This is a genomic window from Prauserella endophytica, assembly GCF_005146945.1.
In the GTDB taxonomy this organism is placed as follows: Bacteria; Actinomycetota; Actinomycetes; order Mycobacteriales; family Pseudonocardiaceae; genus Prauserella_A; species Prauserella_A endophytica.
Map to the genome: position 1 here is coordinate 51,298 of NZ_SWMS01000024.1, position 24,948 is coordinate 76,245.

At 71.8% G+C, this 24,948-nt stretch carries 24 protein-coding genes and 1 riboswitch; of the genes, 22 read left to right on the forward strand and 2 right to left on the reverse strand.

What is annotated here, in order from left to right; all coding sequences use genetic code 11:
- The first annotated feature begins 21 nt into the window (after window positions 1-21).
- The 18 genes from FCN18_RS30765 to FCN18_RS30855 all read left to right on the forward strand — a co-directional run bounded on the left by FCN18_RS30765 (window position 22) and on the right by FCN18_RS30855 (window position 18,292).
- Window positions 22-753, forward strand: coding sequence for a CoA-transferase subunit beta (locus FCN18_RS30765; protein WP_112275821.1), 732 nt, complete (start codon window positions 22-24; stop codon window positions 751-753).
- Window positions 750-1,925 carry a thiolase family protein gene (locus FCN18_RS30770; RefSeq protein ID WP_112275691.1) on the forward strand — a complete coding sequence of 392 codons (1,176 nt, stop codon included), beginning with the start codon at window positions 750-752 and terminating at the stop codon, window positions 1,923-1,925. Before FCN18_RS30765 ends, FCN18_RS30770 begins: the two co-directional genes overlap by 4 nt.
- Before the next feature lie 14 nt (window positions 1,926-1,939).
- Complete coding sequence (pcaH, locus tag FCN18_RS30775; protein ID WP_137096720.1) at window positions 1,940-2,677, forward strand: protocatechuate 3,4-dioxygenase subunit beta; 738 nt, start codon at window positions 1,940-1,942, stop codon at window positions 2,675-2,677.
- 76 nt (window positions 2,678-2,753) lie between these two features.
- Complete coding sequence (pcaG, locus tag FCN18_RS30780; protein WP_113644049.1) at window positions 2,754-3,284, forward strand: protocatechuate 3,4-dioxygenase subunit alpha; 531 nt, start codon at window positions 2,754-2,756, stop codon at window positions 3,282-3,284.
- Window positions 3,277-4,614, forward strand: coding sequence for a 3-carboxy-cis,cis-muconate cycloisomerase (gene pcaB / locus FCN18_RS30785; protein ID WP_137096721.1), 1,338 nt, complete (start codon window positions 3,277-3,279; stop codon window positions 4,612-4,614). The genes pcaG and pcaB overlap by 8 nt, the downstream gene beginning before the upstream one ends.
- Window positions 4,611-5,381, forward strand: coding sequence for a 3-oxoadipate enol-lactonase (gene pcaD / locus FCN18_RS30790; RefSeq protein WP_137096722.1), 771 nt, complete (start codon window positions 4,611-4,613; stop codon window positions 5,379-5,381). The genes pcaB and pcaD overlap by 4 nt, the downstream gene beginning before the upstream one ends.
- Window positions 5,378-5,758: a 4-carboxymuconolactone decarboxylase gene (gene pcaC, locus FCN18_RS30795; RefSeq protein WP_112275696.1), complete on the forward strand. Its 381-nt coding sequence runs from the start codon at window positions 5,378-5,380 to the stop codon at window positions 5,756-5,758. Before pcaD ends, pcaC begins: the two co-directional genes overlap by 4 nt.
- Window positions 5,759-5,767: 9 nt before the next feature.
- Entirely contained in the window at window positions 5,768-6,562 is a 795-nt protein-coding gene (locus tag FCN18_RS30800; RefSeq protein ID WP_112275697.1) for an IclR family transcriptional regulator domain-containing protein, read from the forward strand.
- Window positions 6,559-7,131 (forward strand): nucleotidyltransferase family protein, encoded by a 573-nt coding sequence (locus FCN18_RS30805; protein WP_112275698.1) that lies wholly within the window; start codon window positions 6,559-6,561, stop codon window positions 7,129-7,131. Before FCN18_RS30800 ends, FCN18_RS30805 begins: the two co-directional genes overlap by 4 nt.
- Before the next feature lie 138 nt (window positions 7,132-7,269).
- Window positions 7,270-8,160 (forward strand): AAA family ATPase, encoded by an 891-nt coding sequence (locus FCN18_RS30810; RefSeq protein ID WP_112275699.1) that lies wholly within the window; start codon window positions 7,270-7,272, stop codon window positions 8,158-8,160.
- 70 nt (window positions 8,161-8,230) lie between these two features.
- On the forward strand, window positions 8,231-9,616 hold the full coding sequence (locus tag FCN18_RS30815) for an alpha/beta hydrolase family protein (RefSeq protein WP_137096723.1): 1,386 nt from the start codon (window positions 8,231-8,233) through the stop codon (window positions 9,614-9,616).
- 35 nt (window positions 9,617-9,651) lie between these two features.
- Window positions 9,652-10,770 carry a vWA domain-containing protein gene (locus FCN18_RS30820; protein ID WP_206078016.1) on the forward strand — a complete coding sequence of 373 codons (1,119 nt, stop codon included), beginning with the start codon at window positions 9,652-9,654 and terminating at the stop codon, window positions 10,768-10,770.
- Window positions 10,763-11,887, forward strand: a complete 1,125-nt coding sequence (locus FCN18_RS30825; RefSeq protein WP_112275705.1) for an XdhC family protein — start codon at window positions 10,763-10,765, stop codon at window positions 11,885-11,887. The genes FCN18_RS30820 and FCN18_RS30825 overlap by 8 nt, the downstream gene beginning before the upstream one ends.
- Window positions 11,888-12,179: 292 nt before the next feature.
- Window positions 12,180-12,725 carry a (2Fe-2S)-binding protein gene (locus FCN18_RS30830; RefSeq protein WP_137096725.1) on the forward strand — a complete coding sequence of 182 codons (546 nt, stop codon included), beginning with the start codon at window positions 12,180-12,182 and terminating at the stop codon, window positions 12,723-12,725.
- Window positions 12,726-15,167: a xanthine dehydrogenase family protein molybdopterin-binding subunit gene (locus tag FCN18_RS30835; RefSeq protein WP_112275709.1), complete on the forward strand. Its 2,442-nt coding sequence runs from the start codon at window positions 12,726-12,728 to the stop codon at window positions 15,165-15,167.
- Window positions 15,164-16,018 (forward strand): FAD binding domain-containing protein, encoded by an 855-nt coding sequence (locus FCN18_RS30840; RefSeq protein ID WP_113644055.1) that lies wholly within the window; start codon window positions 15,164-15,166, stop codon window positions 16,016-16,018. The genes FCN18_RS30835 and FCN18_RS30840 overlap by 4 nt, the downstream gene beginning before the upstream one ends.
- A 95-nt stretch (window positions 16,019-16,113) precedes the next feature.
- Entirely contained in the window at window positions 16,114-16,845 is a 732-nt protein-coding gene (locus FCN18_RS30845; protein ID WP_137096726.1) for an SRPBCC family protein, read from the forward strand.
- Between the two features lie 331 nt (window positions 16,846-17,176).
- Entirely contained in the window at window positions 17,177-18,292 is a 1,116-nt protein-coding gene (locus FCN18_RS30855; RefSeq protein ID WP_137096727.1) for an NAD(P)-binding domain-containing protein, read from the forward strand.
- 7 nt (window positions 18,293-18,299) lie between these two features.
- On the opposite strand, the gene FCN18_RS30860 is transcribed toward FCN18_RS30855, so the two are convergent.
- Window positions 18,300-18,722: a DUF6098 family protein gene (locus FCN18_RS30860; RefSeq protein ID WP_228714217.1), complete on the reverse strand. Its 423-nt coding sequence runs from the start codon at window positions 18,720-18,722 to the stop codon at window positions 18,300-18,302.
- A 188-nt stretch (window positions 18,723-18,910) separates the two neighbouring features.
- Window positions 18,911-20,350, reverse strand: coding sequence for an ethanolamine permease (eat, locus tag FCN18_RS30865; RefSeq protein WP_112275717.1), 1,440 nt, complete (start codon window positions 20,348-20,350; stop codon window positions 18,911-18,913).
- A 172-nt stretch (window positions 20,351-20,522) separates the two neighbouring features.
- On the opposite strand from eat, the gene FCN18_RS30870 reads away from it, so the two are divergent.
- From FCN18_RS30870 to FCN18_RS30885, 4 genes are read left to right on the forward strand one after another with little or no spacing between them, the layout of a single operon-like run.
- Window positions 20,523-21,887: a glutamine synthetase family protein gene (locus FCN18_RS30870; RefSeq protein WP_228714218.1), complete on the forward strand. Its 1,365-nt coding sequence runs from the start codon at window positions 20,523-20,525 to the stop codon at window positions 21,885-21,887.
- Complete coding sequence (locus tag FCN18_RS30875; protein WP_137096728.1) at window positions 21,868-22,578, forward strand: gamma-glutamyl-gamma-aminobutyrate hydrolase family protein; 711 nt, start codon at window positions 21,868-21,870, stop codon at window positions 22,576-22,578. The genes FCN18_RS30870 and FCN18_RS30875 overlap by 20 nt, the downstream gene beginning before the upstream one ends.
- A complete protein-coding gene (locus FCN18_RS30880) occupies window positions 22,575-23,945 on the forward strand; it encodes an aldehyde dehydrogenase family protein (RefSeq protein ID WP_137096729.1) in 1,371 nt (456 codons plus the stop codon). Before FCN18_RS30875 ends, FCN18_RS30880 begins: the two co-directional genes overlap by 4 nt.
- The gene (locus FCN18_RS30885) at window positions 23,946-24,713 is read left to right on the forward strand and encodes a 3-oxoacyl-ACP reductase (protein WP_112275723.1); all 768 of its coding nucleotides are present in this window, start codon (window positions 23,946-23,948) and stop codon (window positions 24,711-24,713) included.
- Window positions 24,714-24,817: 104 nt separating this feature from the next.
- Window positions 24,818-24,917, forward strand: a riboswitch (glycine riboswitch).
- The last annotated feature ends 31 nt before the right edge of the window (window positions 24,918-24,948 follow it).

Sequence of the window (24,948 nt, forward strand, 5' to 3'; positions counted from 1 at the left end):
CAGGCGTACACCTCCGACGAGATGATGTCCATCGCCGCGGCCAGGGTCCTCGGCAACGGGCAGCGCTGCTTCGTCGGCATCGGGCTGCCGTCCACCGCCGCGAACCTCGCGCGCCGCACGCACGCCCCCGACCTGGTGCTGATCTACGAGTCGGGCACGCTCGGGTCCAAACCGGACCGGCTGCCCGCGTCGATCGGCGACGGCATCCTCGCCGAGACCGCCGACGCCGTGATCAGCGTGCCCGAGGTGTTCAACTACTGGCTCCAGCCAGGCCGCATCGACGTCGGCTTCCTCGGCGCCGCCCAGCTCGACAAGTTCGGCAACATCAACACCACGGTGATCGGTGACGACTACGCCAACCCTAAGGTGCGCCTGCCCGGTGCGGGCGGTGCGCCGGAGATCGCCGCGTCGTGCCGCGAGGTGTTCGTGGTCGTGCGGCAGAGCAAGCGCAGCTTCGTCGACAAGGTCGACTTCGTGACCTCGGTGGGGCACGGCTCCGGCAAGGGCGACCGCGAGCGGCTGGGCCTGCGCGGAGCGGGCCCGACGCTCGTGATCACCGACCTCGGCATCCTCCGCCCCGACCCCGAGACCTCCGAGCTGGTGCTTAGCCAGCTGCACGAGGGCGTCGAGGTGGAGCAGGTGCGCGAGGCGACCGGCTGGGACCTCAAGGTCTCGCCGCAGCTGTCCCGCACCGAGGCGCCGACCGAGGCCGAGCTGGCCACGCTGCGCGCGCTGAAGGAGGCGGGCAAGTGAACGACGTCTTCGTGCTCGACGCCGTCCGCACGCCCTTCGGCCGCTACGGCGGCGCGCTGTCCGGGGTGCGGCCCGACGACCTCGCCGCGCACGTGCTGAGCGCGCTCGCGCAGCGCGTCGACCTCGACCCCTCGGCCGTCGACGAGGTACTCCTCGGCGACGCCAACGGAGCGGGCGAGGACAACCGCAACGTCGCGCGCATGGCCGCGCTGCTCGCCGGATGGCCGACGAGCGTGCCCGGGAGCACCGTGAACCGCCTCTGTGGCTCCGGTCTCGACGCCGCCATGCAGGCGAGCCGCACCATCGCGGTCGGCGACGCCTCGGTGGTGATCGCCGGTGGCGTGGAGTCGATGAGCCGGGCGCCGTGGGTGCTGCCCAAGCCGGGCAGGGCCTTCCCGAACGGCCACGAGACGATGTACTCCACCACGCTCGGCTGGCGCATGGTGAACCCGGCGATGCCGGAGCAGTGGACGGTCTCGCTCGGCGAGAGCACCGAGATCCTCGCCGAGCGCTACGGCATCGGCCGCGAGGCGCAGGACGAGTTCGCGCTGCGTAGCCACCGCAACGCCGCGAAGGCGTGGGACGCCGGGTTCTACGACGGTCACGTGGTGCCGGTGCCCGGCACGGAGCTCACCCGCGACGAGGGCGTCCGCCCGGACTCGAGCATGGAGAAGCTCGCCAAGCTCAAGCCCGCCTTCCGTCCACAGGGGACGGTGACGGCCGGGAACTCCTCGCCGCTCAACGACGGTGCGTCGGCGGTGCTGCTGGCCGACCAGGCCGGCGCCGACCGGCTCGGCGCGACGCCGCTCGCCCGCGTCGCGGGCCGCGGCGCGGCCGGGGTCGACCCGCACGTGTTCGGCATCGGCCCGGTCCGCGCGGCCGAGATCGCACTGGAGCGGGCCGGGATCGGCTGGGAGGACCTGGCGGCGGTGGAGCTGAACGAGGCGTTCGCCGCGCAGTCGCTCGCGTGCCTGGCCGACTGGCCCAAGCTGGATCCCGAGATCGTGAACGTCAACGGCGGCGCCATCGCCATCGGGCACCCGCTGGGCGCCTCCGGCGGTCGCATCCTCGGCGCGCTCGCGCACGAGCTCCGCCGCCGGGGCGGCGGCTGGGGACTCGCCGCCATCTGCATCGGCGTCGGCCAAGGGCTGGCCGTCGTCATCGAGGCGTGAACCAAGGAGGTTTCATGACCGCGTTGTCGGAGTCCGGGCTCGTGCTGCCGAGGTACCGGCGGGATCCGGAGGGGACGCACCCGCCGCTCGACTCGCCGGACTACAAGTCGACCGGGTTGCGGCACCCCAAGCAGCCGCTCGTGCTGCTGCCGCACAAGCTCACCGAGATCACCGGGCCGCTGCTCGGCCCCGGCAGGCTGGGCGAACTCGACAACGACCTCACGAAGCAGCACCCCGAGGAGCCACAGGGCCAGCGGATCGTCGTGCACGGCCGCCTGCTCGACGGGGACGGGCGGCCCGTGCCCAACTCGCTCGTCGAGATCTGGCAGGCCAACGCGGGCGGCCGGTACAAGCACGTCTGGGACAACTGGCCGTGCCCGGTGGACCCCAATTTCGACGGCGTCGGCCGCACCATCACCGACAACGAGGGCCGCTACGAGTTCACCACCATCAAGCCCGGCGCCTACCCGTGGAAGAACCACGACAACGCCTGGCGGCCAGCGCACATCCACTTCTCGGTGTTCGGCACGGCGTTCACGCAGCGGCTGGTCACGCAGATGTACTTCCCGGACGATCCGCTGTTCTACCAGGACCCGATCTTCAACTCGGTGCCCGACGAGAAGGCGCGCAACCGCATGATCTCCCGCTTCGACCTGAGCCGGACCGTGCCGGAGTGGGCGCTGGCGTTCGAGTTCGACATCGTGCTGCGGGGCAGGGAAGCCACGCCCTTCGAGGACGAGGAGGACGAGTGAGCGACGATTCTGGCCCTTCCGCTCGCGGAGTCCGACCGGGTGCGGGTGTCCCGCAGAGCACAGAGGAGGAGCACTGATGAGCACGCCTTCGCAGACGGTCGGACCGTACCTCTCGCTCGGCCTGCCCTGGGCGGACGGGCCCACGGTGGTGGAGGAGGGCACGCCTGGCGCGGTGTGGATCCGCGGTGTGGTCTACGACGGCGCGGGCACGCCGGTTCCCGACGGACTGATCGAGACATGGCAGGGCGACGCGCACGGCCGGTTCGACCACCCCGACGACCCGCGCGGCGCGCAGCCGGGCTTCCGCGGCTTCGGCCGCTGCCCGACCAACGACGACGGCGAGTACGGGATCCTCACCGTGGTGCCGGGCGCGCTGCCCGGCGAGGCGCCGCACATCAACGTGTCGGTGTTCGCGCGCGGGCTGCTGCACCGCGTCGTCACCCGCGTCTACTTCCCGGAGAACACCGAGGCCAACGCGGCCGACCCCGTGCTCGCGTCCGTGCCGGAGGAGCGCAGGGGCACGCTCGTCGCCCGCAGGAGCGAGGACGGCTACACGTTCGACGTGCGTTTGCAGGGCGAGGGCGAGACAGTGTTCTTTGATGTCTGAGCTGTTCGACCCCGTCCTCGCCGCCGGCCCCGTGCGTGACGAGACCGGCGACGCCGCGTGGCTGAAGGGAATGCTGGACTTCGAGGCCGCACTGGCCTCCGCGCAGGCCGACGTCGGGCTCATCGGCCGCGAGCATGCCGACGCGATCGGTGCGGCCTGCCGTCCCGCGGACTACGACGTCGCGGAGCTGGGCAGGGCCGCCACCGGGATCGGCAACCCCGCCGGGCCGCTGGTCCGGGCGCTCACCGACCGCGTCGGCGGCGAGGCGGCCCGGCACGTGCACCGAGGGGCGACCAGCCAGGACGTGGTGGACACCGCGGCCATGCTGGTCGCCACGCGCGCGCTCGCGCCGCTGCTCGCGGACCTCGGCGCGTGCGCCGACGCTGCGGCCCGGCTGGCGGAGGAGCACGCGACGACCATCCAAGTGGGACGGACGTTGCTGCAGCACGCGACGCCGGTGACGTTCGGGCTCACCGCGGCGGGCTGGCTCACCGCCCTCGGCAACGCGGGCGAGCGGCTGGCCGCGCTGCGGCTGCCCGCCCAGCTCGGCGGCGCGACGGGCACGCTCGCCTCGCTCGGTGACCACGGGCCGGCCGTGCTCACCGCGCTGAGCGCGCGGCTCGGCCTCGCCGAACCGGTGCTGCCGTGGCACACCGACCGCACGCCCGTCGCCGAGCTGGCCGGTGCGCTGGGGGAGACGGCCGGTGCGGTGGCTGGGATCGCGAGGGCCATCGTGCTGCTCGCGCAGACCGATGTCGGGGAGGTGCACGAGCAGGGCCCGCCCGGCAGCGGCGGCTCGTCGACCATGCCCCACAAGCGCAACCCCGTGGCGGCGGTGTCGGCGCTCGCCTCGGCCAAGCAGGCCCCGGGGCTGGTCGCCGACCTGCTCGCGGCGATGGAGCAGGAACACCAGCGCGCCGCCGGGGCGTGGCATGCCGAGTGGCGACCGCTCACGGAACTGTTGCGCACCACCGGTTCCGCGATCCACTGGCTGCGCACGAGCCTCGGCAGGCTGCATGTCGACGCCGGGGCGATGCGGGCGAACCTGGACCGCAGCGGAGGAGTGTTGCTCGCCGAGCGTGTCACCACGGAGCTGGCCGCCGGGACAGGCCGCCTCGCCGCGCACGACGCCGTCACCGCGTGCTGCCGGCGCGCGCTCGCGGGCGAGGGCGAGCTGGCCGGCCTGCTCGCGGAGGATCCGCTGGTGGGCGGGCGGCTCTCCCGGGAACGCATCGCGGAGCTGCTCGATCCGTCGGGTTACCTTGGCAGCGCCGGAGTGTTCGTGGAGCGCGCGCTGGCCGCGCATCGGGAGCGGAAGGAGAGGTCGTGAAGGTCAACCATGTGGTCGAGGGCCCGCCCGACGGTGACGTCGTGGTTCTGTCCGGTTCGATCGGCAGCAACCTCAGCATGTGGGACCCGCAGATCGGCCCGTTGACGGCGGCCGGGTACCGCGTGGTGCGCTACGACCAGCGTGGGCACGGCCGCACGCCCGTTCCGGATCACCCCGCCATGCTCGACGAGCTGGGCGGTGACGTCGTGGAGCTGCTCGACACCCTCGGCGTGGAGCGCGCGCATTTCGTGGGGCTCTCGCTCGGGGGCATGACGGGCATGTGGCTCGGCGTGCACGCGCCGGAGCGGATCGGCGGGCTCGTGCTGTGCTGCACGTCGGCCAAGCTCGGCACCCCGGAGATGTGGGAGCAGCGGGCGAAGGACGCGCGCACGCAGGGCATGGAGGCGATCGCCGACGGCAGCATCGGCCGCTGGTTCACCGCCGACTGGCTCGTCGCGCACCCCGATCTCGGCCGCGAGTACCACCACATGACCGCGGCGACCCCGGCCGCGGGCTACGCGGCGTGCTGCCACGCGATCGCTTCGATGGACCTGGTGGCCGACCTGCCGAGGATCGCGGCGCCCACGCTCGTGATCGCGGGCGCGGACGACCCGGCGACGCCGCCGCAGGAGCACGGCGCGGTGATCGCCAAGGGCATCCCCGGCGCGCGGCTGGAGGTCGTGGAGCAGGCCGCGCACCTCGGCAACGTCGAGCAGCCGGAGCGTTTCTCCGAGCTGATCACCGGGCATCTGAAGGAGGTGCGATGAGCGGCGAGGCCTACTCCGAGGGCATGAAGGTGCGCCGCGAGGTGCTCGGCGACGAGCACGTCGACCGCGCCGTGGCGAACACGACCGAGTTCACCAAGCCCTTCCAGGACTACATCACACGCGCGGCGTGGGGCTCGGTCTGGACGCGCGACGGTCTGGACCGCAAGACCCGCAGCTGCATCACCCTCGCCGTGCTCACCGCGCTGCACTGCCACGGCGAGATCGCCATGCACGTGCGGGCCGCGATCGGCAACGGGCTGACCCCGGAGGAGATCTCCGAGGTGCTGCTCCACACGGGTGTCTACGCGGGTGTGCCCGCGGCCAACGAGGCCTACCAGATCGCGTCGCGCACGCTGGCCGAGATGGGTGAGCCTTAAAGTCACGTCATGGAAGAGGAAGCCACTCGCGGCGCGCACCACGTGCAGTCGCTGGAGCGCGGGCTCGCGGTCATCAAGGCGTTCGACGCGGGCTCGCCGACACTGACGCTCAGCGACGTCGCCAAGGTCACCGGGCTCACGCGCGCGGCGGCGCGGCGGTTCCTGCTGACGCTCGTGGATCTCGGCTACGTGCGCACCGACGGCAAGTACTTCTCGCTGACGGCCCGCGTGCTCGAGCTCGGCTATGCCTTCCTGTCGAGCCTGTCGCTGCCGGAGGTGGCGCGGCCTCACCTGGAACGGCTCTCCGCGGAGGTCCACGAGTCGAGCTCCGTGTCCGTGCTGGAGGGAACCGACATCGTCTACGTGGCCCGCGTCGCGGTCTCGCGGATCATGGCGGTGACGATCAACGTCGGCACCCGGTTCCCCGCGCACGCGACGTCGATGGGGCACGTGCTGCTCGCCGGGCTGCCGAAGTCCGAACTGGACGAGTACCTGGAACGGGCGTCGTTCGAGCGGCTCACGTCGCACACGATCGTCTCGGCCGACGCGCTGCGGGCGGAGCTGGACACCGTGCGCGCCAACGGTTACGCGGTCGTGGACCAGGAGCTGGAGGAGGGGTTGCGCTCCGTCGCGGCGCCCATTCACGGCGCGGACGGCTCGGTGGTGGCGGCGGTCAACCTCTCCACCCACGCGAGCCGCAACACGCCCGAGTCGGTGCGCGGCGAGCTGCTGCCCGCGCTGCTCGCCGCGGCGAAGCGGATCGAGGCGGACCTGGCGATGACTTCGTCGGCGCGCGTGTCGTGAGCGTCGCGGGCGTGCTCCTCGCGGCCGGGGCCGGCAGGCGGTTCGGCAAGCCGAAGGCGCTGGCCGAACTCGAAGGCGAGGCGCTGGTGACGCGTGCCGTGCGCGTGCTCGCCGAAGGCGGCTGCGACCCCGTGCTGGTGGTGCTCGGCGCCCGGGCCGACGAGGCGCGCGCCCACGTGCCGCGGCACGTGCGCACGGTCGTCGCGACCGACTGGGCGGAGGGCATGGGTGCGTCGCTCCGTGCCGGGCTGACCGCGCTGGCCGATCTCGACCCCACGCCGGACGCGGCGCTCGTGCACCTGGTGGACCTGCCGTGGGCGGGCGCCGACGTGATCGCGAGGCTGGCCGCGCTCGGGACACCGGAGGCCGTCGCGCGAGCGGCGTACGACGGCGTGCCCGGCCACCCCGTGCTCTTCGGCAGGCGCTGGTGGGCGGACGTCGCGGCGCAGGCGAGCGGCGACCGGGGTGCCCGCGGCTGGCTTGCGGACCGCGCGGACGTGCGCCTGGTGGAGTGCGCCGATCTCGGCAGCGGAACCGACGTGGACACCCCTGGCCACGGAGTCGGTTAGCCCGGTCGCCCCGGCTGCAGTGAAGGCCACCTTCACTGCGCTGAACGCAGTGAAGGTGGCCTTCACTGCGGACGCGACCCGGCCCGGGCGGCCGGTGAGTTCCGTGCATCAGGTGAGATCCATCTAGGCTCTGCAGATGTGACAGACGACAGCACCGCAGCGGTCGGCTCACCGGACGAACTGGCGAAGCTGCTCGAAGGCATCGGTTACCTCGCCGACGAGGGCGTGGCGACCGCCGCGTTCCTGGCACTGCGGATGCGCAGGCCGTTGTTCTGCGAGGGCGAGCCGGGCACCGGCAAGACGTCTCTGGCCGTCGCCCTCGCCGAGAGCCTCGGCCTGCCGCTCATCCGCCTGCAGTGCCACGAGGGCATCGACGCCGCGCAAGCGCTCTACGAATGGGACTTCCCCCGCCAGCTGCTGCACCTGCGCGCGCTGGAGGCGGCCGAGGGCGGGCGGCTCGACGTGGACGTGGCGGAGCAGTCGCTGTACACCGAGCGGTTCCTGCTGGCCAGGCCGTTGCTGCGCGCGCTGCAGTCCGCGCCGTGCGTGCTGCTCGTCGACGAGATCGACCGCGCCGACGACGAGTTCGAGGCGTTCCTGCTGCAGCTGCTCGACGAGAACACGGTGACGATCCCCGAGTACGGCGAGGTCCGCGCCGTCGTGCCGCCGCTGGTGGTGCTCACGTCGAATCGCACACGTGAGGTGCACGACGCGCTCAAGCGCCGCTGCCTCTACCACTGGCTGGAGCACCCCGGCCTTTCGCGGGAGATCGCGATCCTGCGCAGCCGCATCCCCGGCATCGGCGAGCGGCTGTCCGAGCAGGTCGCCGAGGCGGTGCAACGGCTGCGCACGATGGAGCTGCTCAAGCCGCCCGGCGTGGCCGAGGCGCTCGACTGGGCCCGCGCGCTGTTGTCTCTCGACCGTGACGAGCTCGACGCCGCGTCCGCCGCCGCGACACTGGGCGCCGTGCTCAAGTACAGCGAGGACCTCGACCGCGTGCGCGCCCGTTTGGACGCATTGCTGGCGTAGGTGTCGAAGTCTCGTCCTCCGCTCCGATTGATTCCCGGAAGGAACGTTCGGACACAGAGAGGACGAACCGATGCGAAGACTCTGGGGAGCGCTCGCGGCCGTGCTGGCCGTGCTGCTCGCCGTACCGGCGACCACGGCCGCGAGTGAACAGCCGCACCGCAGCCACCACGGCTGGATCAACGGGGCGGAGTACCGCGTCGAGGTGCCGCACCGCTGGAACGGCACGCTCGTGCTGTACAGCCACGGCTACCTGCCGCCCGGACTCGAACTCCCGCCCGGCGTCGCGCTGTCGGCCGTGCCCGCGACCGAGCAGTGGCTGCTGGACCACGGCTACGCGCTCGCGGCGTCCGACTTCCGCGGCCGGGTCGGGTTCGCCGTCGAGGAGGCGCTGGAGGACCAGATCGCCGTGCTCGACTGGTTCGAGGCAAACGTCGGCACGCCGCGCACCACGGTGTCGAGCGGCATGTCGATGGGCGGCGGCATCGCGACGGTGCTGGCCGAGCGCAACCCGCACCGCATCGACGGCGTGCTGAGCCAGTGTGCCGAGTACGACTTCACGGGCACCTGGAACACCGCGCTCGACATCGGCTTCGTCGTGCGGGAGCTGCTCGCGCCCGACGCGGGCATCGAACTGGTGGAGGCCGCCGACCCGCAGCGCAGCACGGACCTGCTCATCGCCACCGTCAACGACGCGCTCACCACGCCGGAGGGCCGCGCGAAGCTCGCGCTCGCCGGCGCGCTGGGCAACATCCCGCCGTGGTACTCCTCGCACGACCCCGAGCCCGCTGAGCTCGTCGAGCGGATCACCCAGCAGGCCGGCTGGACCAGGGACGCGTACTCCTGGGGCATCGGGCCGAACGGCCGCGCCGACCTGGAGCCCCGCGCTGGCGGCAACCCGTCGTGGAACACCGGCATCGACTACTCGCGCCAGTTCGCCCGCTCCGCCTACGCCGACCTGGCCAGGAAGGCATACCGGGCCGCGGGGCTCGATCTCCGTGCCGACCTCGCCCGACTCGACGCGGCCCCGCGCATCGCGGCGGATCCTGGCGCCCGTGCGTGGCTGACCGGCCTCAACCCGAAGGGCACCACCCCGGCACCCGTGCTCACCACGCACACCATCGGTGACGGCGGCGCGATCACCGATCAGGCACGCTGGTACGCCGAGCAGGTGCGCCGCTTCGGCGACCCCGGAGACCTGCGCCAGCTCTATCTCGACCGGGGCGGGCACTGCTCCTTCAGCGCCGCCGACGAGATCGTGGCCCTGCGGTCGCTGTTGCGCCGCGTCGAGTCCGGGCACTGGCCGGACCTGCGGCCGCGGGAGCTGAACCGCGCGGTCGCCGGGTTCCCCGCCGAGCCGTACCAGCAGGTGTTCGACCTGGTCAGCCAGGAGGCACGGGTGATGCCGCCCGGATTCGCGCACTTCCTGCCGCCCCGGTTCCTGCGGCCCTCGGCCTGACGACCTGGAGCGGAATCCAGGGCACAATGGCGGGTATGGGCACACCGGTGACCGTTGACCCGCTGCCCGGCCTCGTCGGCTTCGCCGCCGTGTTGCGCGAGGCCGGGCTGCCCTGCGACGCCCACCGGGTCCAGGCATATCTCTCCGCCGTCGAACGCCTCGACGCGAGCGATGCGGCGCAGGTCTACTGGGCGGGCAGGCTCACACTGTGCGCCGATCCCGACGACCTGCCGCGCTACGACGAGGCGTTCGACGCGTGGTTCAACGCCGCGCCGCCGCTGCGCGAGCGGGCGTCCGTGCCGCGGCCGCAGCGGGCGACCATCGCCGCGCTGGTCGCCCGCGAGCAGGGCGACGGCGAGGGCGGCGAGGTGGGCGAGCAGCTGGCCGTGGCCGCCAGCGACGCCGAGGTGCTGCGCGAACGCGACCTGGGCGAGCTGACGGCGGCCGAGCGCAGGCACCTCCGGGAGCTGATGAGCACGCTGCGGCCCGTGCTGCCGTCCCGATCGTCGCTGCGTTACCGGCCCGCCCGCCGGGGACGGCTCGACCCCGGCCGCACGCTGCGCGCGATGCTCGCCGACGGCGGCGAGACCGGCAGGCTCGCCTACGCGCGGCACGGTCCGCGCCCGCGCAGGCTGGTCCTGCTGATCGACGTGTCGGGCTCGATGAAGCCCTACGCCGACTCGCTGCTGCGCTTCGCCCACGTCGTGGTGCGCGCCGCGCCCGCGCGCGTCGAGGTGTTCACGCTGGGCACGCGACTGACGCGGGTGTCGCGGCAGCTGCGCCAGCGCGATCCCGAGCGGGCGATGCTCTCGGCGGCACAGGCCGTCGCCGACTTCGCGGGCGGCACGAGGCTCGGCGAGACCCTGCGCGGCTTCCTGGACCGCTGGGGCCAGCGAGGGCTCGCCCGGCGGGCCGTGGTGGTGCTGTTCTCCGACGGCTGGGAACGCGGCGACGTGTCGCTGCTGGGGGAGCAGGCCGCGCGGCTGCGCAGGCTCGCCCACCGGGTGTTCTGGGTGAACCCGCACGCGGGTCACGAGGGTTACGCTCCGGTGCAGTCTGGGATCGCCGCCGCGCTCCCGCACGTGGACCGGTTGCTGGCAGGCCACAGCCTCGCCACGTTGGAACGACTTCTCCGGGAGATCCGAGATGCATGACGTGCTGGACGAGCTCCACCGCCGCTGGTCGGCGGGCGAGACGGTGGGTGTGGGAACCGTGGTGGCCACGTTCTCGTCGGCGCCGAGGGCGCCCGGCGCGGCGATGCTGGTGGCCGCCGACGGCTCCGCCGTCGGCAGCGTGTCGGGCGGCTGCGTCGAGGGCGCCGTCTACGAGCTGGCGCAGCAGGTGGTGGAGGACGGCGCGCCGGTGCTGCAGCGCTACGGCGTGAGCGACGACGACGCGTTCGCCGTGGGGCTGACCTGCGGCGGGATCATCGACATCTTCGTGGAGCGGGTGGACCGCGAGTCCATGCCCGAGCTGGCCGACCTGGTGACGTCGGTGCGGGAGGGCAGGCCGGTCGCGGTCGTGACCACGATCGAGCACCCCGACCCCGCGCTGCTCGGCAAGCGCATGCTCGTGTGGCCCGACCGCGCGAGCGGGGGGCTCGGCTCCGACCGCATCGACGACGCCGTGCTCGACGACGCGCGCGGGCTGCTCGCCGGCGGGCGGTCGGCGACCCTGCACTACGGCCCCGACGGGCAGCGCAGGGGCGAGGGCATGGCGGTGTTCGTCAACACCTTCGAGCCGCCGCCGAGGATGCTCGTGTTCGGCGCGATCGACTTCGCCGCCGCGATGGCCAGGATGGGCACGTTCCTCGGCTACGAGGTGACCGTGTGCGACGCGCGGCCCGTGTTCGCGACCAAGACCCGGTTCCCCGAGGCGCACGACGTGGTCGTCGACTGGCCGCACCGCTATCTCAAGGCCGAGGCGGAGGCGGGCCGGATCGACGGCAGGACCGTGATCACCGTGCTCACCCACGACCCGAAGTTCGACGTGCCGCTGCTGGAGGTCGCGCTGCGCCTCGACGTCGGCTACATCGGGGCGATGGGCTCGCGGCGTACCCACGACGACCGCATCTCGAGGCTGCGTGAAGCCGGGATCACCGACGCCGAGCTGAAACGGCTCGCCTCGCCGATCGGCCTCGATCTCGGCGCGCGCACCCCGGAGGAGACCGCCGTGTCGATCGGCGCGGAGATCATCGCGCTGCGGTGGGGTGGCGGCGGGCGGCGGCTGTCCGATCTCGACGGCCGCATTCACGGCGAGCAGGAACGCTAGCGTCCTGCGCCGGAGGTTCGGCGCAGGACACCAGGCGTCCAATTCCACGCCGATTTGGCGTGCGTCTGGAAACTTGGTGACCGATCGGGGGACACGTTCCGCGAATCGGGAATGATCAACGTCGTCGTGCCGCAGGTGCGGATCGAGCCGGGTTTCCTCTCCAGACGGGGGGTTGTCCCATTGGGCCGAAAGTAGCAGGCTCGCCCTGTGAGGCCGATCACCGGCGACGGTGCTCGGCTCAGGCCGTTCCACAGCGGCCCGCCTGGCGGGCCGAGCCACCACAGGAGGCCCAATGCGCATCACCGTCACAGTTGACGGCACCAGCTACACCGACGACGTCGAGCCTCGCACGCTGCTCGTGCACTACCTGCGCGAACGGCTTGGGAAGGTCGGCACGGTGGTTGGTTGCGACACCAGTAACTGCGGAGCCTGTACCGTGCATCTCGACGGGCACAGCGTCAAGTCCTGTTCCGTGCTGGCCGTGCAGGCCCACGGCAGTGAGGTCACCACCATCGAGGGCCTCGCCCGCGACGGTCAGCTCCACCCCGTGCAGCAGGCGTTCCACGACAACCACGCGTTGCAGTGCGGGTTCTGCACCCCAGGCATGATCATGCAGTCGATCGACCTGCTCTCCGACAACCCCGACCCCGACGAGCACGCGGTCAGGGAGGGCCTCGAGGGCAACCTGTGCCGGTGCACCGGCTACCAGAACATCGTGAAGGCGGTGCGCGACGCGGCACACCACATGCGGCCAGGCGCGGGCCCGGAGGCCGAGCGCGTGACCGGTGCCGATACCGGCAGCAGGACCGCGTCGAGCGTCGGAGGGGGTGGCGAGTAGATGACCGCCACCATCGAACCGGAGGTCGGCAAGGGCCGGCTCCGCAAGGAGGACGAGCGGCTCATCACCGGCCGCACGCGCTGGACCGACAACCTGACGCTGCCCGGCCTGGTTCACCTCGCGGTGCTGCGCAGCACCGTGGCCCACGCCAAGATCGTCAGCATCGACACCTCCGCCGCCAAGGAGATGCCGGGCGTGCTCGCCGTCTTCACCGGCGACGACCTCGACCCCGAGGGCAAGATCGGCATGCCGTGCGCGTGGCCGATCACGCCGGACATGAAGTCGCCGCGCAGGCCGGTTCTCGCGCAGGGCACGGTGAACTTCGCCGGTGAGGGCGTCGCCGTGGTCGTGGCCCGCAGCGCGGGCGAGGCCGAGGACGCGCTCGCCGAGATCGACGTCGAGTACGAGGACCTGCCCGTGGTGCTCGGGCTGGAGAACGCGCTCGCCGAGGACGCTCCGCTCGTGCACGAGGACCTCGGCACAAACCGCAACGCGCTCTGGGTGTTCGACTCCGGCGAGGCCGGCTCCGGCGGCAACGTGGAACAGGCGATCGCCGACGCCGAGGTGGTCGTCAAGCGACGGTTCCGCCAGCAGCGGCTCGTCCCGGCGTTCATGGAGCCCCGCGCATGCGTGGTCGACCCGACCGCAGCGCAGCTCACCATGTGGTCGGCGACCCAGATCCCGCACATCCTCAAGACGATGTCGGCGCTGACGCTCGGCCTGCCCGAGCACAAGATCCGTGTGATCGCGCCCGACGTCGGCGGCGGGTTCGGCGGCAAGATCGCCGTGCTGCCCGAGGAGATCATGTGCCTGCTGATAGCGCAAAAGCTCGGCAAGCCGGTCAAGTGGACCGAGTCGCGGTCCGAGACCATGGTCGCCGCGCACCACGGCCGTGACCAGATCCAGGACCTGACCATCGCGGCCAAGCGCGACGGCACGGTCACCGGGCTCAAGGTCGAGCTGCTCGCCGACATGGGCGCCTACCTCGGCCTCGTCGGGCCGGGCGTGCCGATCCTCGGCGCGTTCATGTTCAACGCGATCTACAAGATCCCGGCGTACCACTTCGCGTGCACCAACGTGTTCACCAACACCACGCTCACCGACGCCTACCGCGGCGCGGGCAGGCCCGAGGCCACGTTCGCGATCGAGCGGATGATGGACGAGCTCGCGGCGGAGCTCGGCATGGACCCGATGGAGCTGCGCGAGAAGAACTGGATCAAGCACGACGAGTTCCCGTACACCACGGTCTCGACGCTGACCTACGACTCGGGCAACTACGAGGCCGCCACGCAGAAGGCCATGGAGCTGTTCGGCTACGAAGCGCTGCGGCAGGAACAGCGGGAGCGCCGTGAGCGCAACGACCCCGTGCAGCTCGGCATCGGCATCTCGACGTTCACCGAGATGTGCGGTCTCGCTCCGTCGCGCGTGCTCGGCTCGCTCGACTACGGCGCAGGCGGCTGGGAGCACGCGGCGATCCGCATGCTGCCGACCGGCAAGGTCGAGGTGATCACGGGTGCCTCGGCGCACGGGCAGGGACACGAGACGGCGTGGAGCCAGATCGTGGCCGACCAGCTGGGCGTGCCGTTCGAGGACGTCGAGGTGCTGCACGGCGACACGCAGTCGTCGCACAAGGGCCTCGACACCTACGGCTCGCGTTCGCTGGCCGTCGGCGGCATCGCCGTGGTGAAGGCGACGGAGAAGGTCATCGAGAAGGCCCGCAAGGTCGCCGCGCACATGATGGAGTGCTCGGAGGACGACCTCGAGTTCAGCGGCGGCAAGTTCACGGTGAAGGGCACCGACCGCTCCACCGGCATCGGGGACATCGCGCTCGCGGTGTTCGCCGCGCACGACCTGCCGGAGGGCGTCGAGCCGACGCTCGACTCCGAGGCCGTGTACGACCCGGAGAACTTCTCCTTCCCGCACGGCACGCACCTGTGCGCCACCGAGGTGGACACCGAGACCGGACGGGTGCGCATCCGCTCGTACGTCTGCGTGGACGACGTCGGCAAGGTGGTCAACCCGATCATCGTGGAAGGCCAGATGCACGGCGGGCTCGCACAGGGCATCGCGCAGGCGCTGTACGAGGAGGCCGTGTACGACGAGAGCGGCACGCTCACGTCGGGCACGTTCGCCGACTACCTGCTGCCCTCGGCGGCCGACCTGCCGTCGTTCACGACCGACCGCACCGAGACGCCGTCGACCACCAACCCGCTCGGCGTCAAGGGCGTCGGGGAGGCGGGCACGATCGCCTCGACCCCGGCCGTGGTGAACGCCGTGGTCGACGCCGTCCGCCAGTTCGGCGTGAACGACATCGAGATGCCACTCAGCCCCATGCGGGTGTGGCAGGCGATCCGCACCGGCGAGAAGGCCGCGGGCGGACCCGGTGCCGAGGCCGGTGGCGGCCTCGGTTCGATCGACCCGGCACACGGAGGTGCTCAGTGATTCCCGCTCCGTTCGACTACGTCGCGCCGTCCACTGTGGATGACGCGGTTCGGGCGCTCGCCGACGCGGGCGAGGACGCCAAGGTCCTCGCGGGTGGGCAGAGCCTGCTTCCGGTGCTGCGCGTCCGGCTCGCCGCTCCGACGAAGATCATCGACCTCGGCAAGGTCGCTGAGCTGCGCGGCGTGCGCGAGGAGGGCGACCACCTCGTGATCGGGTCCATGACGACGCACTACGACGTGCAGCGGGACCCGCTCATCGCCGAACACGCGGCGCTGCTCGCGCGGGCGACCGACACCGTGGCCGATCCGCAGGTGCGGCACCGAGGAACGTTCGGCGGTTCCATCGCGCACGCCGACCCGGCGGGCGACCTGCTCGCCCCGGCGCTCGCGCTGGACTGCGAGATGGTCATCCGCGGCATGGACGGTCAGCGCACGGTGGCGGCCGCCGACTTCTTCGAGGACTTCTTCACGACGTCGCTGGCGCCGGACGAGATCCTCGTCGAGGTGCGGGTGCCGAAGCACACCGGCTGGCACGCGCACTACGAGAAGTTCAACCGCGTCGCGCAGGCGTGGTCAATGGTCGCCGTCGCGGCGACGGTGCGCACCGACGGTGACACCATCGCCGAGGCCCGGGTCGCGCTGACGAACATGTCGTCGGTGCCGGTGCGGGCCCGCGGCGTCGAGGAGGCGCTGGTCGGGCAGCCGGCCACCGCCGAGTCGATCCGCGCCGCCGCCGAGCACGCGGCCGAGGGCACCAACCCGACCGTCGACGGCAACGCCGACGTCGAGTACCGGCAGCACCTCGCCCGCGTCCTCACGGGCCGCGCGATCTCCGCGGCCATGGCAGGCTGAAGTTCTCCGGTCCCCAAGGCCACCTTTGTTGCACTCAACGCAACTAAGGTGGCCTTGGGGGCAGCTTTTCCGCGACTCAGGAAGGAGGTCGGCCCGTGCGGCTCGACCACGAGTTCACCGTCCCAGCGCCCATCGACGAGGTGTGGAAGGCGGTGCTGGATCCGGAACGGGTCGCGCCCTGCATGCCGGGAGCCACGCTCACGTCGGTGGAGGGCGACACGTTCAAGGGCACGGTGAAGGTCAAGCTGGGCCCGGTCTCGTTGCTCTACAAGGGTTCCGGCGAGTTCCTGGAGAAGGACGAGGGCGCCCGGCAGATCAAGATCAAGGCGTCCGGCAAGGACGCGCGCGGTGCCGGTACCGCGGCCGCCACGGTCACCGTGACGCTCGCGGCCGACGGCGACAACACCAAGGGAGCCGTCGCCACCGACCTGAACGTCACCGGCCGCCCGGCCCAGTTCGGCCGCGGCATGATCTCCGAGGTCGGCGGCAAGATCCTCGACACCTTCGCGGGCAACCTCGCCGAGGAGCTGGGCGCCAAGGGCGAGGACACCACCCCGGGCAAGGCCCCGGCGAGTGAGCAGCCCGCCGATGCCTCGTCGGCCGGTGGTGGTGCCGCCTCGGCGGCGAGCGGAGCCGGTGCGGCGGCGACCGCCGCCGAGCCCGAGAAGCCGAAGCTCGAGGCCGTCAAACCGCCCAAGGAGGCCGAGGCGATCGACCTCTTCGACTACGCGGGCGCCTCGGTGGCCAAACGGCTCGCCCCGGCGCTCGCCGGCCTCGCCGCGCTGCTCGGCGTGGTCGCGATCGTGAGGGCGCTCCGCCGCCGCTGACGCCCCGGCCCGCGAGTCCCCCGCTCGGGCCCGCGAGTCCCCCGCTCGGGCCCGCGAGTCCCCCGCTCGGGCCCGCGAGTTCTGCACTCCTGCTCGCGAGTTGTGCGTTCGGAACGGCGAGTTGTGCGTTCGCCAAGGAGCACAACACGCGGTCCGGAGTGCACTCGCGGTCGGGAGGCACGACTCGCCGTCGGGAGTGCAGAACTCGTGGGCTGGAGCGGGGGACTCGTGGGCTGGAGCGGGGGACTCGCGGGCTGGAGCGGGGGACTCGCGTGGGGTGGGCCACTCGTGGCCGGGGAAGGGCACGGCCGGGGCGGTGGTTGTACCCGGTATGCGGGCTGATCACGAGACGGACGTCGCCGTCATCGGTGCGGGGCAGGCCGGGCTCTCGGCCGCCTACTTCCTGCGCAAGGCCGGGCTCGCCAACGAGAGCGGGTTCGTGGTCCTCGACCACGGTAAGCGCGCGGGAGGGGCGTGGCAGTACCGCTGGCCCTCGCTGAAGCTCGACAAGGTCCACGGCATCCACGACCTGCCCGGTCTCGCGCTCGGCGACACGGCCTCCGACCGTGACAAGCCCGCCTCCGAGGTGGTGTCCGCCTACTTCGACCGGTACGAGCGCACCTTCGATCTGCCCGTCCACCGGCCCGTGGACGTGCTCTCGGTGAGCCGCACCGGCGACGGCCGGTTCCTCGTCGAGAGCGCCACCGAGTCGTGGGCCGCTCGCGGGCTGATCAACGCCACGGGCACGTGGGACCGCCCGTTCTGGCCGTACTACCCGGGCCGGGAGACCTTCCTCGGCAGGCAGCTGCACACCGCCGACTACACCGGCGCCGCCGAGTTCCGCGCCAAGCACGTCGTCGTGGTCGGCGGCGGCACCTCCGCGGTCCAGCAGCTGCTCGAGATCGCCCCGGTCGCCGCGGGCACCACGTGGGTGACCCGCAGGCCGCCCGTGTTCCACGAGCACGACTTCACCCCCGAGTACGGCCGGTCCGTCGTCGCGCAGGTGGACGAGCGGGTCCGCGAGGGCAAGCCGCCGCGCAGCGTCGTCAGCGTCACCGGCCTGCCCCTGACAGCTGAGGTCCGGGCGGCCCGCGAGGAAGGAATCCTCGACCGCAAACCCATGTTCGAGCGCGTCACCCCGCACGGCGTGCAGTGGGCCGACGGCACCACGCAGCGAGCCGACGTGATCCTGTGGGCCACGGGCTTCCGCGCCGCACTCGACCACCTCACGCCGCTGCGCCTGCGTACGCCGGGTGGGGGCATCCGAATAGCGCCGCAGGGTGGAGTCCTTCCGCCAGGGGTGGCGGTCGGGCCACGGGCGGGCGGCACGCGGGCGGTGGACGAGCCGCGCCTGCACCTCGTCGGCTACGGGCCCTCCGCCAGCACCGTCGGCGCCAACCGCGCCGGGCGCACCGCCGTGCGCGAGCTGCTCGACACCTTGGGCTGACGCCGGGTCACGCCTCGTGCGTCGCCGTGCCCGCGTCGAGTCGCGAGTGGTAGCGCTCGCGCGCCTCCTCCAGCAGGTCGGGGCTGATCCACGCGACCGGCTGGAGATCCACGAGCAGCGGTTCGTTGTCGGGACCGAAGTCAACCTGCTTTCCGTCGAGCACCCACGGGCGTGCGCCCTCGCGCAGCTCCCGCAGGTACTGGCAGACGCGCCGGGCGAGCCAGTCCTCCAGCGGCAGGCTCCACCACTCGGGCGCGGCGAGCGGGTTCACCGACACGCCCGGCATGAGCAGCCCGCTCTCGTGGTCGGTGCTCGGGTGCGAGGCGTCCGACTCGGGGCCGGGGGAGTAGCGCAGGTAGGGCGCCATGCCGAGCCCCACGAGCTCGCTCAGCTCCCGCAGGGTGTGCACGGTGAACATGTCCGAGGGCATGCCGCCCGATTTCCCGGCGGCGCTCCAGCCAAACCCCTCGCCAGGTCGGGCACCCCGAGCGCAGTGAAGGCCACCATGCCTGCGTTGAACAAGCACAGCGGCGGGCAGCGCCTCCGTTTGGGTGGTGGGGGAGACGGGCGGGCGCAGTGAAGGTGGCCTTCACTGCGGGTGGCGGCTGCGGGTGGCGGCTACTCCCGGTCGAGTTCGTGTTCGGCGCTCGCGATCACGGCGAACTCCTCCTCGGGAGCGGCCGCGACGAGGCGGTGCCTGCTGTAGAACCAGAAGTACCCGACCGCGGCCACGAAGATGGCGGCGGTGATGGCCGCCGCCATCCTGTCCACCAGGAACGTCGCGATCACGGCGGCGACGGCGAGCACGAGCGCGATCCCGGTGGTCACGACGCCGCCCGGCGTGCGGTAGGGCCGCTCCAGGTCCGGTTCGCGCACCCGCAGCACGATGTGGGAGAGGTTCAGCAGCACGTAGGACACCGTCGCGCCGAACACGGCGATGTTGATCAGCAGCGCGCCGTCCTGGGTGGCGGCGGCCAGCACGAAGCCGATCGTGCCGGGCACGAGCAGCGCGAGGTAGGGCGTCTTGCGCCTGCCGGTGCGCGACAGCCAGCGCGGCAGGTACCCGGCCCGCGAGAGGGCGAACAGCTGCCGCGAGTAGGCGTAGATGATCGAGAAGAAGCTCGCGACGAGCCCGGCGAGACCGACGTAGTTCACCACCTGGGCCAGCGCGTTGTTCCCGCCGTACGCGGCGCGCACCGCCTCGGGCAGCGGGTTGTCGGACGTGGCGATGGTGCTCGACCCGGCCGCGCCGGGCGCGATGAGCAGGATGAGGGCCGCGAACACCACGAGCACGGCCAGGCCCGCGATGATGCCTCGCGGCATGTCCCGCTTCGGGTCGCGCGCCTCCTCGGCCGCGAGCGGGACGCCCTCGATCGCGAGGAAGAACCAGATGCCGTACACGAGTGCCGCCATCGCGCCCGCGAAGCCGAACGGCAGGAACTCGCTCGCCCCCGCCGCGGCCTCGTCGGGGACGATGTCGAACAGCTTGTCGGCGGAGAACTTCGGGATCATGCCGATGACGAACGCGGCGAGCGCGAGCACCGCCACGGCCGTGATCGCGAACATCAGCCGCAGCGCCTCGCCCACGCCGTACAGGTGGATGCCGATGAAGATCACGTAGCAGCCGAGGAAGACGGGCCAGCTGCTGGTGAGCCCGAACAGGCCGAGCGTCTCGATGTAGCCGCCGATGAACACCGCGATGGCGGCGGGCGCGATCGCGTACTCGATGAGGATCGCGACACCGGTGGCGAAGCCGCCGAGCGGGCCGAGCGCCCTGCGCGCGAAGCCGTAGCCGGCCCCGGCCACCGGCATGGCGGAGGACATCTCGGCGAGGCCAAACACCATGCAGCTGTACATCACGGCCATGAGCACGGTCGCGATGAGCAGCCCGCCCCAGCCGCCCTCGTCGAGCCCGAAGTTCCAGCCCGCGAAGTCGCCGGAGATCACGTACGACACGCCGAGGCCCGCGAGCAGCAGCCAGCCCGCGGCGCCCCGTTTGAGCTGGCGTTCCTTCAGATAGTTCTCGTCAACCTCGCTGTACTCCACGTGCTTGGCCATAACCCGGCTCCTCGGCAATGGGTACTTCGCCAGTCCTTTGAGTGTGCTGAGGGTGGTGCAGCCCGGTAGAGTTGTCAAGGGTTGACGCCCGCCTGGTAGGCGACTAGAAAAGCTTTTAATGGATCATAGTTGACCCTTTGAGTTCGCTCCGGCCGTGCGGGAAGGTATTCCGATGGGGAACAGCGACGGCATGCTCACCCTCGACACCCTCCGTGCGCTCGTCGACGCGGGCAGGGTCGACACCGTGCTCGTGGCGATGACCGACATGCAGGGCCGGTTGCAGGGCAAGCGGTGCGCCGCGCGGTACTTCCTCAACGAGGTGGTGGACCACGCCACCGAGGCGTGCAACTACCTGCTCGCCGTGGACGTCGACATGAACACCGTGGACGGCTTCGCGATCTCGTCGTGGGAGCGCGGCTACGGCGACTGCGTCCTGCGGCCCGACCTCGCGACGCTGAGGCTCGTGCCCTGGCACGAGGGCACCGCGATGGTGCTGTGCGACGTGGAGTGGGTCGAGGGCGGCGAGGTCACCGTCTCGCCGAGGCAGATCCTGCGCCGCCAGCTGGGCAGGCTCGCCGAACGCGGGCTCACCGCGTACGTCGGCACCGAGCTGGAGTTCATCGTCTTCGACGACTCCTACGAGAGCGCCTGGCAGAGCGGCTACCGCGACCTGCGGCCGGCCAACCAGTACAACGTGGACTACTCGATGCTCGGCACCGCGCGCGTGGAGCCGTTGCTGCGGCGGATCCGCAACGCCATGAGCGGAGCGGGACTGTACGTGGAGTCCGCCAAGGGCGAGTGCAACCCGGGCCAGCACGAGATCGCGTTCCGTTTCGCCGAGGCACTGTCCACGTGCGACAACCACAGCATCTACAAGACCGGCTCCAAGGAGATCGCCGCGCAGGAGGGCAAGAGCCTGACGTTCATGGCGAAGTACAACGAGCGCGAGGGCAACTCCTGCCACATCCACATCAGCCTGCGCTCGGCCGACGGCGAGCCGGTGCTGGCCGGGGACGGGCCGGGCGGCTTCTCCCCGCTGATGGAGCACTTCCTCGCCGGGCAGCTCGCGTGCCTGCGGGAGCTGACGTACTTCTTCGCGCCGAACATCAACTCCTACAAGCGGTACGTGCCCGGCAGCTTCGCGCCCACCGCCGTCGCGTGGGGCGCCGACAACCGCACGTGCGCGCTGCGCGTGGTTGGCCACGGCGACTCGCTCCGGGTGGAGAACCGGGTGCCCGGCGGGGACGTCAACCCCTACCTCGCCGTGGCCGCGCTCGTCGCGGCGGGGCTGCACGGCATGGAGAACGAGCTGCCGCTGGAGCCGGAGTTCCACGGCAACGCCTACGCGAGCGACAAGCCGACCGTGCCGACGACCCTGCGCGACGCCGCGGAGCTGCTCGGCGACAGCAAGGTCGCCCGCGCGGCGTTCGGCGACGACGTGGTGGAGCACTACCTCAACGCAGCCCGCATCGAGCAGGCCGCCTACGACGCGGCGGTGACCGACTGGGAGCGCCTCCGTGGCTTCGAGCGGCTCTGACCCCGTCATCGGCATCTCCACCTACTCCGAGCGCGCGGCGTGGGGTGTGTGGGACACCGAGGCGGCGCTGCTGCCCCGGACCTATGTGGACTGTGTGGTCAAGGCCGGTGGGGTGCCCGTTCTGCTGCCACCCGTCGGTGAGGGCCACCAACGCGCGGTGGCCGCTGTGGACGGGCTCGTGCTCGCCGGGGGCGCCGACGTGGATCCCGGCAACTACGGCGCCACGGCCCATCCGGCCACGGTCTCGCGGCCCGAGCGCGACGCCGCCGAACTGGCGATGCTGCGGGCGGCGCTGGCCCGTGGCATTCCCGTGCTCGCCGTGTGCAGGGGCATGCAGGTGCTCAACGTCGCGCTGGGCGGCACGCTCACCCAGCACCTGCCCGAGCGCACCGGCACGAGTGATCACCAGCCCGCGCCGGGGGTCTACGGCGGCACGGTCGTGAGCCTGGAGCCCGGCAGCAGGATCGCCGGGATCCTCGGCGAGGAGACCAAGTGCCACTGCTACCACCACCAGGCCGTCGACGCCCTTGCGCCTGGCCTGCGGGCCGTCGGTTGGGCGGGCGACGGCACGGTGGAGGCCGTCGAGCTGCCGGGAGAGTCCTTCGTGATCGGCGTGCAGTGGCACCCGGAACAAGATGTCAACGAGCTGAGGCTGTTCGCGGCGCTGGTGAGGGAGGCGGCGAAGGAATGACGCAGACGTTCGAGGTGCGCAACCCCGCCACGGAGCAGGTGCTCCGTGCGGTGGAGCTGACCTCGGCCGAGCAGGCCGACGCGGCCATCGAGCGCGCGCACGCCGCCATGCCCGCCTGGCGGGCCGTGGCGCCCGGCGACCGGGCGAGGCTGCTGCGCCGCTTCGCCGACGCCGTGGACGCCGACATCGAGCACCTGGCCCGGCTCGAGGTCGCCAACTCCGGGCACACCATCGGCAACGCGCGCTGGGAGGCGGGCAACGTCCGCGACGTGCTGCACTACTACGCCGCCGCGCCCGAACGCCTGACCGGCAAGCAGATCCCCGTGCCGGGCGGCGTGAACGTCACCTTCGCCGAGCCGCTCGGCGTGGTCGGCGTGATCGTGCCGTGGAACTTCCCGATGCCGATCGCGGGCTGGGGCTTCGCGCCCGCGCTCGCGGCGGGCAACACCGTGGTGCTCAAGCCCGCAGAGCTCACCCCGCTCACGGCGCTGCGGCTGGCGGAGCTGGCCCGTGAGGCGGGAATCCCCGAGGACGTCTTCCAGGTGCTGCCCGGCAAGGGCGGCGTGGTGGGGCAGCGGTTCGTCGAGCACCCGCACGTGCGCAAGGTCGTCTTCACCGGCTCCACCGAGGTCGGCAGGCGGATCATGGCGGGCTGCGCGGCGCAGGTGAAGCGCGTGACGCTGGAGCTGGGCGGCAAGAACGCCAACATCGTCTTCGCCGACGCCGACCTGGAGCGGGCGGCGGCCACCGCGCCGTACGGCGTGTTCGACAACGCGGGCCAGGACTGCTGCGCACGCTCGCGCATCCTCGTGCAGGCGTCGGTCTACGACCGGTTCCTGGAGCTGCTCGAACCCGCCGTCAAGGGCGTCGTGGTGGGCGATCCCTCGGCGGAGACGACGGAGATGGGGCCGCTGATCTCGGCGGCGCACCGCGAGCGGGTCCGCTCGTACCTGCCCGACGAGGCGCAGGTCGCGTTCCGCGGCAGCGCGCCCGATGGCGCCGGGTACTGGTTCCCGCCCACGGTCGTCACGCCGAGGTCGGCGACCGACCCGCTGGTGACCGACGAGATCTTCGGCCCGGTCGTCGCCGTGGTGCCGTTCGCCGACGAGGCCGAGGCCGTCGCGATGGCCAACGACACCGCGTACGGGCTCTCCGGCTCGATCTGGACCCGCGACGTGGGGCGTGCGCTGCGTGTCTCCCGCGGAGTCGAGGCCGGCAACCTCTCGGTCAACTCGCACTCGTCGGTGCGGTACTGGACGCCGTTCGGCGGGTTCAAGCAGTCCGGCCTCGGCCGGGAGCTGGGTCCGGACGCCGTCGAGGCGTTCACCGAGGTGAAGAACGTTTTCATCAGCACGGAGGAGCGGTAGATGTCTCAGCGGCTGGAGGGCAGGGTCGCCGTGGTCACCGGTGGTGGCAGCGGGATCGGGCTCGCGTCGGCGAAGCGAATGGCCAGCGAGGGCGCGCGGATCGTCGTCGGCGACGTGGACGTGGCAGGAGGCAAGGCGGCCGCCGAGGAGGTCGGCGGCGAGTTCGTGCAGGCCGACGTCACGGTGGAGAGCGAGGTCGAGGCGCTGTTCCAGGCCGCCGCCGACCGCTTCGGCTCGGTGGACATCGCCTTCAACAACGCCGGCATCTCGCCTCCCGAGGACGACTCGATCCTCACCACGGGGCTGGAGGCGTGGCGCAAGGTCCAGGAGGTGAACCTGACCTCGGTGTACCTGTGCTGCAAGTACGCGATCCCGCACATGCAACGGGCGGGGAAGGGCTCGATCATCAACACCGCGTCGTTCGTGGCGGTGATGGGCGCGGCGACCTCCCAGATCTCCTACACCGCGTCCAAGGGCGGGGTGCTGTCGATGAGCCGCGAGCTGGGCGTGCAGTTCGCGCGCGAGGGCATCCGGGTGAACGCGCTGTGCCCGGGACCGGTCAACACGCCCCTGCTGACGGAGCTGTTCGCGAAGGATCCGGAGCGGGCCGCCCGGCGGCTCGTGCACGTGCCGATGGGCCGGTTCGCGGAGCCGGAGGAGATCGCCGCCGCGGTGGCGTTCCTCGCCAGCGACGACGCGTCCTTCATCACTGCGTCGCAGTTCCTGGTGGACGGTGGGATCTCGGGCGCGTACGTTACTCCCCTATAAGTCCATATCGAGGCTGTTCGAGCCAGGGCGGGAGAGCCCCCGTGCGACGGGGCACCGAAGGAGCAAACTCCCCACAATCTCTCAGGTACCGCTACCGCCCATGGTTAGGCCACTCTGGAAAGCAGGCTCTCGTAAGCCTCACCCAAGGTGAAAGCCGTGTTCACGCGCGGTGAAACTCTCAGGTGCCATGACAGAGGGGGAGTTCCCCAGCACGGGCGGGTATCCCAACCGTGCG